Here is a 12,892-nt window from a genome sequence, read left to right as displayed (position 1 = left end):
CATTAAAAGGAAGAGCCTGCTGTTTGCAAAAACGCCTGTTCGTCTGCTGTCGATGTGCGTCCGAGAATGGCGTTCCTGTGCGGGAAACGGCCGAAGCGCGCAATGATGTCGCGGTGACGGATCGCAAAATCCCGGAAGCCGGCAAACACCGCCTGCTGATCCGCAGGCACTTCATTGCACAGCTGCCGGAATAATTCCACCGCTTGCTCCTGATCAGCAAGCGATTCGGAATGTTCAAGAGGCAGATAAAGAAACACGCGTTCTATAGGGCGAAGCCGGCGATCATCGCCCTGCTCCAAGGCCTGCTTGCACAAACGTAAAGCCTGCGCATCAAATGAAAAGGAAGCGGGAAGTCCGCGATACATATTGCGCGGAAATTGATCGGTCAACAGAACCAACGCCAGCAAGCCGCGCGGGTCAGCGCGCCATTCATCGAGTGCGCCCTGTGCCGCTGCGGCTGTGCAGGCGGAAAATCGGGTACTGATCTCTTGATCGGCAGCGCTATCCTTGGCCCACCAGAGTTGCTTTTTTTGTTCTGCCGTCCGTGCATCGTCGCGGTCCGTACCGAACCAGAAGGCAAGTATTGATTCTGCAGTTTCCATCTTCATTCCCGCTGTTGATATTGGAACTACAGATGCGGACGCAGCAGGCGTATATCAAGCGATCCGATCAGACGCCGGCATCAAGCCTTCGTATTGATATGGTTACCAAGATGCGCAGGTAGTGCTGCCGGCGTTTGAGCGACAGATTCGATCAGGGCGAGCGCCGACGATCCCTGCATGTCGAGCGCTTTCTTGAAAACGGTTAAAGATACGTCGACATCGTTGCGCTGTTGCGCCATGCTCGTCGCCAGGCTGGCAATATTACTCACGTCCATTTGCACCTCTATCAATACGCCGGAAACAGCGCTTCTTCTTTGTTATCGGCACGCGTCTGAAATTCTTTAAGCATGCGTATAGGACTATAGTGAAAAATGCTGTAAACATGAATTGAATGTTTCATGACAGAACGTCATGAACTAAAATTTTTTCTTGTTGCCAACTTTTTAATGAAATTGCTGTCATATCCATGGCGATTCATATTGTCTGAGTCCGGCAGTACCCTAGAGAAGAGAAATAAACCGGGTGCGCCACCTGCAATCAGGCTGCTCGAACCGCGCTGCCCTAACAATGTTGAACCATCTAAAAAAGCAGGCACAATAATGATGCGACATTTTCTACACGTCCGGCCCCCCATCAAACTTCTGTTTGTAGCGCTTTGCTTTTCCTTGAGCGCCTGCGCTTCATTGCCCGAGGTGCAATATCTGAAAACCTCGCTGCAAGCGCAGGATTCCGCCACGATACAAACCGCGTCAGGCACAAACTTATCCAAGCAAAAAACCGAATCCCTGCTGGCGCAAAAACTGCGCAGTGCAAAAGTCGATTTGCCGGAACTGGCAGCACTGGAAGAAGCTGCGACCGGCAGTCCGCTGATCGCCGGGAACAAATTGACTCTGCTGAATGACGGTCCGCAGACGATGTCCGCGATGATCGCGGCAATCAAAAACGCCAGGGACCACGTCAATCTGGAAACCTATATTTTTGGCGATGAAGGTTTGGGCGAGGAATTTGCCGACCTTCTGATCCAGAAACAGCGTGAAGGTGTACAAGTCAACGTCATTTACGACAGCGTAGGTTCCATCAAGAGCAAACCGGAATTCTTCCAGCGCTTGCGCGATGGCGGCATCAATCTGCTTGAATTCAATCCGGTCAATCCATTCAAACGGATGATTTCATGGCATTTGAACAATCGCGACCATCGCAAGATTCTGATCGTGGATGGCACGATCGCGTTTACCGGCGGCATCAATATCACCGACGATTATTCTTCCGGCTCACTGTTTCGTTCGCGCTCCAGGAGCCAATCGAATCTGGGTTGGCGCGATACGCACATTCAGGTTGAAGGTCCGGCAGTCGCCTCCTTCCAGTGGTTATTCATGCAAACATGGGTAAGCCAGAAAACCGACGACCTCGCCACACGAAAATACTTTCCACCGCTGAAGCCAATGGGCGACAAAATTGTCCGCGTCATCGCCAGCACACCGGACGGCGATTATGGAATCTACAAGGCGTATATCCTCGCCATGCAGGAAGCGAAAATATCCATCCACATTACCAATTCCTATTTTGTACCCGATGTGCAAATGATAGAGGCGCTCACCAAGGCGGCGCAACGTGGACTGGACGTGAAAATAGTCTTCCCCGGCGTCTCCGATACCGGCCTGGTCATGCATGCCGGCCGTTCGTTTTACAGTCAGTTGCTGGCAAGCGGCGTACGGATATTTGAATTGCAGGCATCTGTGCTGCATGCCAAGACTGCCGTCATCGATGGCTACTGGTCCACAGTCGGTTCGACCAATCTAGATATGCGCAGTTTTCTGCACAATAATGAAGTCAATCTGATTGCTCTCGATCAAGACTTCGGTTCCGTCATGGAAAATGCCTTCAATGAGGATATAAAAAATTCGATCGAGGTGACCAGCGAAAAATGGGAGCAAAGACCATTCTCCGATCGGCTCCGCGAATGGATCGCACGCCGTTTTGAATACTGGCTATAGTGTCCAGCAAGCGAATGTGAACTATCGTCAATCCTTGCATAAGAAACAAGGAGAGCAGGGAAAAGCTGTTCTCCGTGGACTATAATCACCTAACTCCAGACGCTGACATTTATTTTGATCGTTGCCATCCCCTTTACCCACAAATCGAAACGACTTTCCCTCCAGGCGGCGCTCACCGTCTTTATCGTCCTCGTTACCGTTTTACTGGTCAGCATCCTTGCATTAAATGCCTGGCATGCACGCGCTGAAAAAATACGCGAAACGGAAACCAACACCAGCAATATGGCGAAGGCCCTGGCCCAGCACGCTGAAGATACGATAGGCGGTATCGATAACCTGCTGGTCAGCATGGAGGAAATGCTTGAGCGCGATTCCTGGAACGTGCAGCATCTTGATCGCATGAATAAATTCCTGCGCCAGCGCGTAACGGATTTACCCTTGCTGCACGGTCTTTTCGTCTACGATGAACACGGACAATGGGTAGCCAATTCGCAGGAAACCCTGCGTACCGACTTCAATAATGCCGATCGCGAATATTTCATCTTTCATCGCACCCACACTGATAGCGGTCCTCATCTGGGTCCGCCGATACGCAGCCGCTCAACCGGCGACTGGATCATTACCGTATCGCGCAGGCTGAAGCATGCCGATGGAAATTTTGCCGGCGTGGTGCTGGCAACCATCCGCATGCAGTATTTCACTGCGTACTATAAAGACTTTGATATCGGCAAGGATGGCGCCATCCTGCTTGCATCAGACAGTGGCACCATACTGGTACGGCGCCCCTTCGACGAAGCCGTAATCGGAAGCGATATCAGCAAGGGCCCGGTCTATCAGTTATACAAGCGTCAAGGCGCTTCCGGTACTGCAATACTCACTGCCAAGATCGACCACACTGAACGGATTTACAGTTACCGTCATCTTGATCGTTATCCGCTTCTGATTGCGGTCGCGCAGTCCACGGATGAAGTGCTGGAAAGCTGGCGCAATAGCACCATACGTTTTGCTTTTTTCAGCGCGATGCTTCTTTTCCTGCTGTGGCTGCTGGGTGCGCGTCTGGTACATCAGATTACCGTGCGCGAACGGGCACAATCCGAACTGCGCACGGCGCGGGACGATCTGGAAAGAAGCAACGGCGAACTGGCCGCATTGGCATTGCTGGACAGTCTGACTGGGCTAGCCAATCGTCGTCGTTTCGATGCCGCACTGGATGATGAATTCGCACGCGCCATGCGCAATCAGACGCCGCTCGCGCTGATCATGCTGGATGTCGATCACTTCAAAAAATACAATGATCGTTACGGCCATCCGCAAGGCGATGAATGCCTGAAGAAAATCTGTGGAGTATTGAAGACGGCAACGGCACGCACCGGCGATCTGGTCGCTCGCTATGGCGGTGAAGAATTTGTCATCCTGCTGCCGGGCACTGACATCACCGGTGCAGCCGCAATTGCTGAACGTGTTCGCCTGTCGATTCAAGCCTTGAACATGGAGCACGCAACAACACCGGACGGCATCGTTACCATCAGCCTGGGTATCGCTTCCTTCATCCCGCAACGTCAGCAGAACTCGCCGCAGCAACTGATACAGCAAGCAGATCAGGCTCTGTACAAAGCGAAGGAAGGCGGCCGCAATCAAAGCTGTAGCAGCACCTGAGTCAGCGCCGATAACTAGGGTCTGCCGTGCACCATCCATAGACGCGCCGGGAAATATCCAGCGCGATTACCGGTTTTTTCTCTATGCGGGAAAACAGCTTTCCAAATATACAATTTAGAAACTATTCTGCCCCTGCTGCATGCCTTCTACTCTTCTCTGTCAAAATACATACTTTACCTACTGCATCTATGATGGATATCCTGGGCTGACTGTATCGGCTTACATGCCTGTATCAGTTTTATCAAGCACAGCCAAATCCGTATTGCATGCAGATAGCCACGCCAGCCCGGTTTTCCGCCGCACAAGGAATTGACATGAATGCCCCCATACCGCACGCGGTTTGCCACTTGAATGATATGCCGCTTGCCAATTCGTTTGCATCCCTGCCACCGGCACACTATACCGCGCTGATGCCGACACCTCTGCCTGCCCCCTATCTGGTATGCGCCAGCGCCTCGGCCGCAGCCCTGATCGGGCTGGATTTTTCCGACGTCAGCAGCGCAGACTTCATAGAAACCTTCACCGGCAATCACATCCCCGACGGCTCCAAACCATTATCGGCCGTATATTCAGGCCATCAATTCGGTGTATGGGCCGGCCAGCTCGGTGATGGCCGCGCTATTCTGCTCGGCGATGTGCCGGCACCGGCGAGTATTCCCAGCGGCAGGCTGGAATTGCAATTGAAAGGCGCTGGATTGACGCCCTACTCGCGCATGGGCGATGGACGCGCCGTGCTGCGCTCATCGATACGTGAATTTTTATGTTCGGAAGCAATGGCGGCGCTGGGCATACCCACTACGCGCGCGCTGTGCGTTACCGGCTCCGACCAGATCGTGCTGCGTGAACAGCGCGAAACCGCTGCGGTCGCTACGCGCATGGCGCAGAGTTTCGTGCGTTTCGGTTCGTTCGAACACTGGTTTTACAATGAAAAACACGATGAACTGAAAACGCTGGCCGATTATGTGATCGCCCAGTTTTATCCGCAATTCAAAACAGCAGAAAATCCTTACAAGGCGCTGTTGACCGAAGTCACGCTGCGCACTGCACAGATGATCGCGCACTGGCAGACCGTCGGCTTCATGCACGGCGTAATGAACACCGACAATATGTCGATACTCGGCTTGACTCTGGACTATGGTCCGTTCGGCTTCATGGAAGCCTTCAATGCCACCCACATCTGCAATCACACCGATCAGCAGGGGCGCTATTCGTATGCACGCCAGCCGCAGATCGGCGAATGGAATTGCTATGCGCTGGGCCAGACCTTGCTGCCCTTGATCGGCGATGTAGATGAAACGCAGAACGCGCTACGGATTTACAAACCGGCCTATGCCGAAAAATTCACGGAACTGATGCGCGCCAAGCTCGGCCTGCAAACGCAGCAGCCGGATGACGGCAAACTGTTCGATGCACTGTTTGCCGTTCTGCAAGGCAGCCATGCCGACTTTACGCTGTTCTTCCGCCGTCTCGGCGAGTTGCGCATCGGTCATGCAGCCAGCCGCGAAGCACTGCGCGACCTGTTCCTGGACCGCGCCGCGTTTGACAACTGGGCGCTACAATACGAGGTACGCCTGCAACTGGAAAACAGCGACGACGACGCCCGCAAGCTTGCAATGCACGCGGTCAACCCCAAATACGTTTTGCGCAATTACCTGGCGCAAATCGCTATCGAAAAAGCGCAGAACAAAGACTTTTCCGAAGTGGCCAAACTATTGCAGGTGCTGGAAAAACCGTTTGACGAACAGCCGGAAAACGAGAAGTACGCCGCCTTACCGCCCGACTGGGCCAACGACCTTGAAGTGAGTTGTTCATCATGACTGAAAAAGTAATCAAGACCGACGCCGAATGGCGCGCCATGCTGGACGATGAAGAATACGACGTCACACGCCACGCGGCGACTGAAGCGCCGTTCAGCGGCCGTTACTGGGATCATCACGAGCATGGCATTTACACCTGCGTCTGCTGCAATACGCCGCTGTTTGCATCGGATACCAAATTCGACTCCGGCTGCGGCTGGCCCAGCTATTTCACCGCACTCAATCCGGACAATGTGAAGGAAAAAATCGATCGCGCCTATGGCATGATACGTACCGAAGTCATCTGTAATGTATGCGATGCGCATCTGGGTCACGTCTTCAACGACGGCCCGCCGCCAACCGGCTTGCGCTATTGCATCAACTCGGCATCCCTGCGCTTCGACGCCACACCCGATCTGAACGAAAGCTGATCTCATGAAATTTCTGTTCGACCTGTTCCCTGTCATTCTTTTCTTCGCCGTCTTCAAATGGGGCGAAGGCAACGCCGATGCCGCGCAGGCATTCGGCCAGCAATTCCTGTCCGGACTGGTTTCCGGCGGACAAGTCACTGTCACGCAAGCCCCCATCCTGCTCGCCACCGCAATTGCCATCATCGCCACCATTTTACAAATCGGCTACCTGCTGTCACGCCGGAAAAAAGTCGATGGCACGCTGTGGCTATCGCTGGCAATTATCGTGTTTTTTGGCGGTGCAACGATTTACTTCCACAATGAAACGTTCATCAAGTGGAAACCTACCGTGCTCTACTGGTGCTTTGCTGCTGCCCTGTTATTCAGCCAGATTTTCCTGAATAAAAACCTGATCCGCACCATGATGGAAAAACAGATGTCGCTACCGGATGGTGTATGGCGTCGTGTCAACCTGTCCTGGGTCGCCTTCTTCATTACGATGGGTTTGCTGAATCTGTATGTCGCCTTCAATTTCTCCACCGCCGCCTGGGTGAATTTCAAGTTGTTCGGCGGCATGGGATTGATGTTTGCTTTTATCATCATACAAAGTTTGTTGTTGTCTAAATACCTGAAAGAACCGCAATGAGTACACGGATGGAACACATACGGGAACGGCTGCTTGAAACTTTTACCCCGCTGGAATGTCAATTGGAAGACGAGTCCGCATTGCATGCAGGACATGCCGGTGCGGCATCTGGTGGCGGTCACTTTCGCTTGCGTATTATTTCCACTCAGTTTGAAAAACAGAGCCGGATAAAACGTCACAGGCTGGTGTATGATTGCCTGGATGACATGATGCAGACAGAAATACATGCGTTAGCCATTACTGCTTTGGCGCCATCCGAAATTTGACGTGCGCCGTAAATAGATTGTCGTACCTCTCTAAAAAATACTTCCATTAGGAATTTATATGACCTTAAAACCTGCTCATCTGCTGGTCGCATTATTTGTATTCGCTGCATTGCCTGCAATGGCACAGAATCTGGCCGTAGTGAATGGCAAACCCGTGCCGTCTTCACGTGCAGATATCATGATCAAACAAATGGCTGCACAAGGTCAGCAAGACACGCCTGAACTGCGCGCCATGGTCAAGGAAGAACTGATCAATCGCGAAATCCTGATTCAGGAAGCCGACAAGCTGGGCCTGGGCACCAATGCCGAGGTAAAAAGCCAGGTTGAAATCGCCCGTCAATCGATATTGATACGCGCGCTGGTCGCCGATTTCCTGAAAAAGAATCCGGTCAAGGATGCCGATATCAAGGCTGAATACGACCGTTTCCGTGCCCAAGCCAGCGACAAGGAATATCACGCTCGTCACATCCTGGTTGAAAAAGAAGATGAAGCAAAAGCTATCATTGCTAAATTGAAAGGCGGCGCCAAGTTTGAAGAGCTGGCCAAGCAATCGAAAGATCCAGGCTCTGCCGACAATGGCGGCGACCTGGATTGGGCAGCACCAGCCGCATTCGTCAAACCTTTCTCGGATGCGATGGTTTCACTGCAAAAAGGCCAGTTGTACGAGACACCGGTTAAAACTCAATTCGGTTACCACGTGATCAAGCTGGATGACGTACGCGCAGCAAAAATCCCGACACTGGAAGAAGTAAAACCGCAAATCGCAGAAGGCCTGCAACAGAAAAAACTGCAGGCATTCCAGCAGCAATTGCGTGCCAAGGCGAAGATTCAATAATCTTCTTCAGGTATGAAAAAAGGCGCTCTTCGGGGCGCCTTTTTTATTGGGTTTATTGTTTTGGTTTGTTGTTGATGCTGTTCTTTCTTCAAGCTAACTCCGTATGCTTCGGGCTCGCCCGGCAACTGAATCTGCACGAAGAATAAAAAATTAACTATCAAACAAGGAACGATATCCAGACATCGTCAAAGAAAACGAAACAGAATCCGAAACCAGCTCAGCCCGGGAACCAAGCACCAGCGTGGCTTTGTCCCGCCCATGCCCAAACGGCAATCCTGTCAGCACCGGCACCGGCAAATGCGCGCGCAAATACGCCACCATCTGCGTAAAGTCGTAACCATTATCGTAATCGCTCAGGCGATAACCGGAAAAATCGCCCAGCAATACCGCTTGCTGCTCATCCAGCATGCCGGCATGCAATAACTGCAGCATCATGCGTTCGACGCGATACGGATGTTCGTTGATGTCTTCGACACACAGAATGCCGCCATCTATTTTCGGCAACCACGGCGAACCGACCAGATGCGTCAGCATCGCCAGATTGCCGCCCCATAGCGTGCCTGTGACCTGTAACTGGGGATTGTTGTCAGCCTGTGCCGTGATCGTGTGCGCAGGCTGCGTCAGACATTGCCAGAAATTGTTCAACGTATAGCCGCTCAATTCATCGCGAACAAAATCGTCGCACAGCATGGGGCCGGAAAAACTCATGGCGCCGGCCTGTGCCAGCAAGCCCATTTGCAAGGCGGTGAAATCACTATGACCGACAAACAATTTTCCGCTTGCGGCCAGTTGCGAAAAATCCAGTTCTGGCAATAGCCGCGTCAAACCATAACCGCCACGCAGGGCCAGCACGATATCGACTTCCGGATCTTGCGCAGCAGCATACAGTTGCGCAATACGTGCATCGTCACTGGCGCCGAAACGCTGAAATCTGCTGGCAGTATCCGTGAAGTTGCGCACACGGCAACCCTGCGCCTGCAAGGTCGCGATTCCGCGCTCGACAGCGCCAGGAATCGGCGCGTAACCGCTAGGCGAAACGATCGCCACTAGCGGGCCTTCCGGTTTATTCGCAAGCAATGCCTGCCGTATATCCTGATTCAATTGACTGTTCATTTTTTTATGCAGCCACTATCGGCGTGGCGACTGCGGCATTGTCCGAAGCATGGCAATGGACAGCGATTCTTGCTGTGATTTCATCTGCCAGTTGGTCCGGCAAATCATGCCCCATGCCGGCGATCTCTAACATCACGGCATTCGGTATCAAACTTGCCGTTTCACGACCACCAGCTATCGGTACCAGCGGATCTTCAATGCCGTGTATGACTAAAGTAGGTACTGCAATGCTTTTCAAAAGATCAACGCGATCACCGGATGCGCCGATTGCCAGTAATTGCCGTGTTGTGGCGACCGGCTCCAGACTGCGTTTGATTGTGTAGTCGACCCGTCCCTGTAAAATTTCCTTCGGCGTCGGATAAGCCGGGCTGCCTATCACTTGCATCAGATTGACGAAGTGCTCCGTCAAAGCGGCATGATTTTTCGGATCTGGCGCCGCAGAGAAAAGTACTTTGCGCGCCGCGCGTGTCGGCCCCGGCAAGCCGCGACGACCGCTGGTCGACATGATGGAAGTCAAACTGAGGACGCGTTCCGGATAACGTGCGGCAACGATCTGCGCAATCATGCCGCCCATCGAGGCACCGACGATGTGCGCCCTGGGAATATCGAGCGCATCCAGCAGGCCAATCGCATCCGCTGCCATATCATCGAGTTTGTAGCCGGCAGCGAGCTTCATGCGCAACGCCATTTTCATCACGGCCAGCAGTGTATTTGGCTTGCCAAGATGATGCAGCTTGGTCGATAGGCCGTTGTCACGATTGTCAAAACGGATCAGATAAAAACCACGCTCTACCAGGCCCTTGCAAAACGACTCCGGCCAGGATACCGATTGCATTCCCAAACCAACAATCAGCAAAAGCGGTGGGTTGCCTGGATCGCCTTGCGTGTCGTACCAGATATCGAGATCATTTACTTTAGCGATGGGCAAACTGAAACTTTCAAAAAATAGTTAAAACTTATGCGCGCTTTGGATCGCGATAAATGCATTTATTTATACCTTGATGACCGTTCCTGTCGAAGCGCCGCCATTTTCCATCGACTTGCGCAAGTCGATCGGCAATCGCATGCAACACCGTAGGATTGACGACCATGCCGGTATGGCTGCCATGGACTTCGATATTTTCTGCCTGTTCGCCTTCTTCCTGGACGCAACATTGCCACGACACAATACCATCGCTGCGACTGAAAATCGAGGTGCTTGGCACTGGTGGCGGTTTCCGAATTTCGGTAATTTGCACATCGTCAATTGCGGTTTTACCACTGACGGTCTCATACAGTCGCCACACATTATTCGCCTTCGGATGGCCGGTAAACGGTGAGCCCAATGTAATCACTTGGCGCACATCATTCGGTAATGCCTTGGCAATTTCACGCGCAAAAATCCCACCCAGGCTCCAGCCTATAAGGCTGACTTTTTGCCCATGCTTTTCGCGTAATTCCTTGACACGCGCGATGCATGCGTCGAGCACGCCCTCGCGCGGCCCAAGATTCCAGCCTTGTTCCCACGCATAGGCCGTATAGCCGCTGCCCTGCAGGAATGTGCGCAGGAACAAAGTCAATACATCGCCCGCCATCAAGCCCGGCAATACCATCACCGGATGACCGTCACCACGCGCAGCGTTTTTCAACAAGGGAAACGCCAGCAAGGATGCGCCAAATTCCCACGGCGCACGCACTTCCAGTGCCAGCAGCAACAGGCTGGGCGGCTTCAGTTTTTGGTCCTGAACAGAGACTTCGACGGAACGCAGTGCATCCATGCGGACTTTCTCCCGGGCGAAACAATGGCAAACCAGCCATGATTACTCGATTGGAGGGCGCAAGCAGCGCGTGGTTCAACGAGGGAGATCAGGAATCGGGAAGCGGAGATGTGCAGGAAAAGCGTTACGTACAACAGGCACGAGCATAGTGCTGTCAGACAGGATTGGAGTCATCCAGTTTTGCTGCTTGCGCTGCCTTGCGACGTTCCGCAAAAAAGTCCTTCAGCAAGGCACCGCATTCCTGCGCCATCAGGCCGCCGGTCAGTTGCGTATGGTGATTGAGTTGATTCTGTTCGAACAGATTGACGATAGAGCCGCAGGCGCCAGTCTTGGGGTCGGATGCACCGAACACCACACGCGCAAGCCGCGCATGCAGCATCGCACCCGAACACATCACGCAGGGTTCCAGCGTGACATACAGTTCGCAGCCGGGAAGACGGTAGTTGCCGAGTATGGTTGCCGCAGCACGCAAGGCCATGATTTCTGCATGTGCGGTCGGGTCGTGCGTGCCTATGGGCTGATTGAAACCGGTGGCAATGACTTGCCCATCCTTGACGATCACGGCGCCAACCGGAACTTCGCCCAGCGCCCACGCGTTATGCGCCTGATCCAGCGCCTGCCGCATCCAGATCTCGTCCTGCGTTACATCCTGACATGCATCCGCCATGAGAGCAATCAGCCTTCCGCAGTGATTTCAGCCCAGCAGTTCGGCGTTTCGTGCAGCACCAGTTTGTGCAGACGCAAGCCGGTGCCGTAATGATCCTTGTATGCCGCATTCAGGATATTAAATGCGGTTTGCGCCAGATTTTCCACTGTCGGAATACGATCGATGATCACGGTTTTGTGGTCAGGTATGCTTTCAAGGAACTCGCGCACCTTGGCATCTTTTTCATAAACGAGAAAAGAATGGTCCCAGACATCAACCAGATGCTGTTTCGCCAGCGACTTGATATCGGAAAAATCCATGATCATGCCGTTATCGGAACTGCCCTCTTCGTCAATCACATTGCCGACCAGTGTGATTTCGAGCGTATAGCGATGGCCGTGCAGATTGCGGCACTGGCTTTTGTGGTCGGGAATACGGTGACCGGCATCGAATTCAAGTTTGCGGGTAATTGTCAGCATGATTTTTTCTGTACTACGTCAGGGTATCTGTAAAAGTTTATGGGTCTGTATGCTCAGCTTCCATTTCGGATTGCGTTTGCAGACATCAATAGCAAGCTTGGTGTTCTGTTCCGCCAATGGGCCGTCCATAGGCTGCACGAAGAAGTGTTCAAAATCCAGGTCTTCATACGCCGCCAGCGATTGCGCCAGCTGCGGAATCACGACCTTCAATTCGCTGCCTTTGCGCACCACCAGTTGCGAACCCATCTTCGGACTGACGCAAACCCAGTCAACGCCGGCCGGCACCGGCAAGGTGCCATTGGTTTCAATCGCGATTTCAAAGCCGACCGCGTGCATTGCATCGATCAGTTCTGTATCCAGTTGCAGCAATGGCTCGCCGCCGGTAAACACCACGTATTTGCTGGCAGCATACGATGCCGGCCACAAAGCATTGATCGTGTTTGCCAGTTTCACCGCATCGGCAAACTTGCCGCCGCCTTCGCCATCTGTGCCGACAAAATCGGTATCGCAGAACTGGCACACGGCGGTGGCGCGATCGCTTTCACGACCAGTCCACAGATTACAGCCGGAAAAACGGCAAAACACGGCAGGCCGCCCGGCGTGCGCGCCCTCGCCCTGTAATGTGTAGAAAATCTCTTTTATGCTGTAAGTCAAAATGATGGCCGGATGAAGGTTGATGCAAGGCCGCTGGC

At 53.0% G+C, this 12,892-nt stretch carries 15 protein-coding genes; 7 read left to right on the top strand and 8 right to left on the bottom strand.

All coding sequences use genetic code 11. The annotated features are described in order from the left end of the window. Positions 1-2 precede the first annotated feature (2 nt). Positions 3-602 carry a DUF924 family protein gene (locus tag ACIQW9_RS03785; protein WP_402333125.1) on the bottom strand — a complete coding sequence of 200 codons (600 nt, stop codon included), beginning with the start codon at positions 600-602 and terminating at the stop codon, positions 3-5. Between the two features lie 80 nt (positions 603-682). Next, positions 683-877, bottom strand: a complete 195-nt coding sequence (locus ACIQW9_RS03780) for a YjfB family protein (RefSeq protein ID WP_402333122.1) — start codon at positions 875-877, stop codon at positions 683-685. 327 nt (positions 878-1,204) lie between these two features. Between ACIQW9_RS03780 and cls the strand changes: the two genes are divergently transcribed. From cls to ACIQW9_RS03745, 7 genes are all read left to right on the top strand, one after another. Beyond that, positions 1,205-2,596 carry a cardiolipin synthase gene (cls, locus tag ACIQW9_RS03775; protein WP_402337858.1) on the top strand — a complete coding sequence of 464 codons (1,392 nt, stop codon included), beginning with the start codon at positions 1,205-1,207 and terminating at the stop codon, positions 2,594-2,596. A gap of 114 nt (positions 2,597-2,710) precedes the next feature. Beyond that, the gene (locus tag ACIQW9_RS03770) at positions 2,711-4,252 is read left to right on the top strand and encodes a sensor domain-containing diguanylate cyclase (protein ID WP_402333120.1); all 1,542 of its coding nucleotides are present in this window, start codon (positions 2,711-2,713) and stop codon (positions 4,250-4,252) included. Positions 4,253-4,566: 314 nt separating this feature from the next. Next, positions 4,567-6,069 (top strand): YdiU family protein, encoded by a 1,503-nt coding sequence (locus ACIQW9_RS03765; protein WP_402333117.1) that lies wholly within the window; start codon positions 4,567-4,569, stop codon positions 6,067-6,069. Further along, positions 6,066-6,479, top strand: a complete 414-nt coding sequence (gene msrB, locus ACIQW9_RS03760; RefSeq protein WP_402333114.1) for a peptide-methionine (R)-S-oxide reductase MsrB — start codon at positions 6,066-6,068, stop codon at positions 6,477-6,479. The genes ACIQW9_RS03765 and msrB overlap by 4 nt, the downstream gene beginning before the upstream one ends. A gap of 4 nt (positions 6,480-6,483) precedes the next feature. Beyond that, positions 6,484-7,104, top strand: coding sequence for a septation protein A (locus tag ACIQW9_RS03755; RefSeq protein WP_011871221.1), 621 nt, complete (start codon positions 6,484-6,486; stop codon positions 7,102-7,104). Next, entirely contained in the window at positions 7,101-7,370 is a 270-nt protein-coding gene (locus ACIQW9_RS03750; RefSeq protein WP_041322344.1) for a BolA family transcriptional regulator, read from the top strand. Before ACIQW9_RS03755 ends, ACIQW9_RS03750 begins: the two co-directional genes overlap by 4 nt. Before the next feature lie 58 nt (positions 7,371-7,428). Beyond that, a complete protein-coding gene (locus ACIQW9_RS03745; RefSeq protein ID WP_402333110.1) occupies positions 7,429-8,205 on the top strand; it encodes a peptidylprolyl isomerase in 777 nt (258 codons plus the stop codon). A 150-nt stretch (positions 8,206-8,355) separates the two neighbouring features. Here the strand turns inward: ACIQW9_RS03745 and ldcA are convergent, their stop codons facing one another. The 6 genes from ldcA to queE all read right to left on the bottom strand — a co-directional run bounded on the left by ldcA (position 8,356) and on the right by queE (position 12,854). After that, on the bottom strand, positions 8,356-9,318 hold the full coding sequence (gene ldcA, locus ACIQW9_RS03740; protein ID WP_402333107.1) for a muramoyltetrapeptide carboxypeptidase: 963 nt from the start codon (positions 9,316-9,318) through the stop codon (positions 8,356-8,358). Between the two features lie 4 nt (positions 9,319-9,322). After that, positions 9,323-10,246, bottom strand: coding sequence for an alpha/beta fold hydrolase (locus tag ACIQW9_RS03735; RefSeq protein ID WP_402333105.1), 924 nt, complete (start codon positions 10,244-10,246; stop codon positions 9,323-9,325). A gap of 28 nt (positions 10,247-10,274) precedes the next feature. Then, complete coding sequence (locus ACIQW9_RS03730; RefSeq protein WP_402333102.1) at positions 10,275-11,075, bottom strand: lipase family alpha/beta hydrolase; 801 nt, start codon at positions 11,073-11,075, stop codon at positions 10,275-10,277. Positions 11,076-11,229: 154 nt separating this feature from the next. Beyond that, positions 11,230-11,742, bottom strand: coding sequence for a tRNA adenosine(34) deaminase TadA (gene tadA / locus ACIQW9_RS03725; protein ID WP_402333099.1), 513 nt, complete (start codon positions 11,740-11,742; stop codon positions 11,230-11,232). 8 nt (positions 11,743-11,750) lie between these two features. Beyond that, complete coding sequence (gene queD, locus ACIQW9_RS03720) at positions 11,751-12,200, bottom strand: 6-carboxytetrahydropterin synthase QueD (RefSeq protein WP_402333096.1); 450 nt, start codon at positions 12,198-12,200, stop codon at positions 11,751-11,753. Between the two features lie 18 nt (positions 12,201-12,218). Next, positions 12,219-12,854 (bottom strand): 7-carboxy-7-deazaguanine synthase, encoded by a 636-nt coding sequence (queE, locus tag ACIQW9_RS03715; protein ID WP_402333094.1) that lies wholly within the window; start codon positions 12,852-12,854, stop codon positions 12,219-12,221. Positions 12,855-12,892: the final 38 nt, after the last annotated feature.

This window comes from Herminiimonas sp. NPDC097707, from assembly GCF_044761395.1.
Classification (GTDB): domain Bacteria; phylum Pseudomonadota; class Gammaproteobacteria; order Burkholderiales; family Burkholderiaceae_D; genus Oxalicibacterium.
This window is presented reverse-complemented; position numbering and strand designations above follow the sequence as displayed.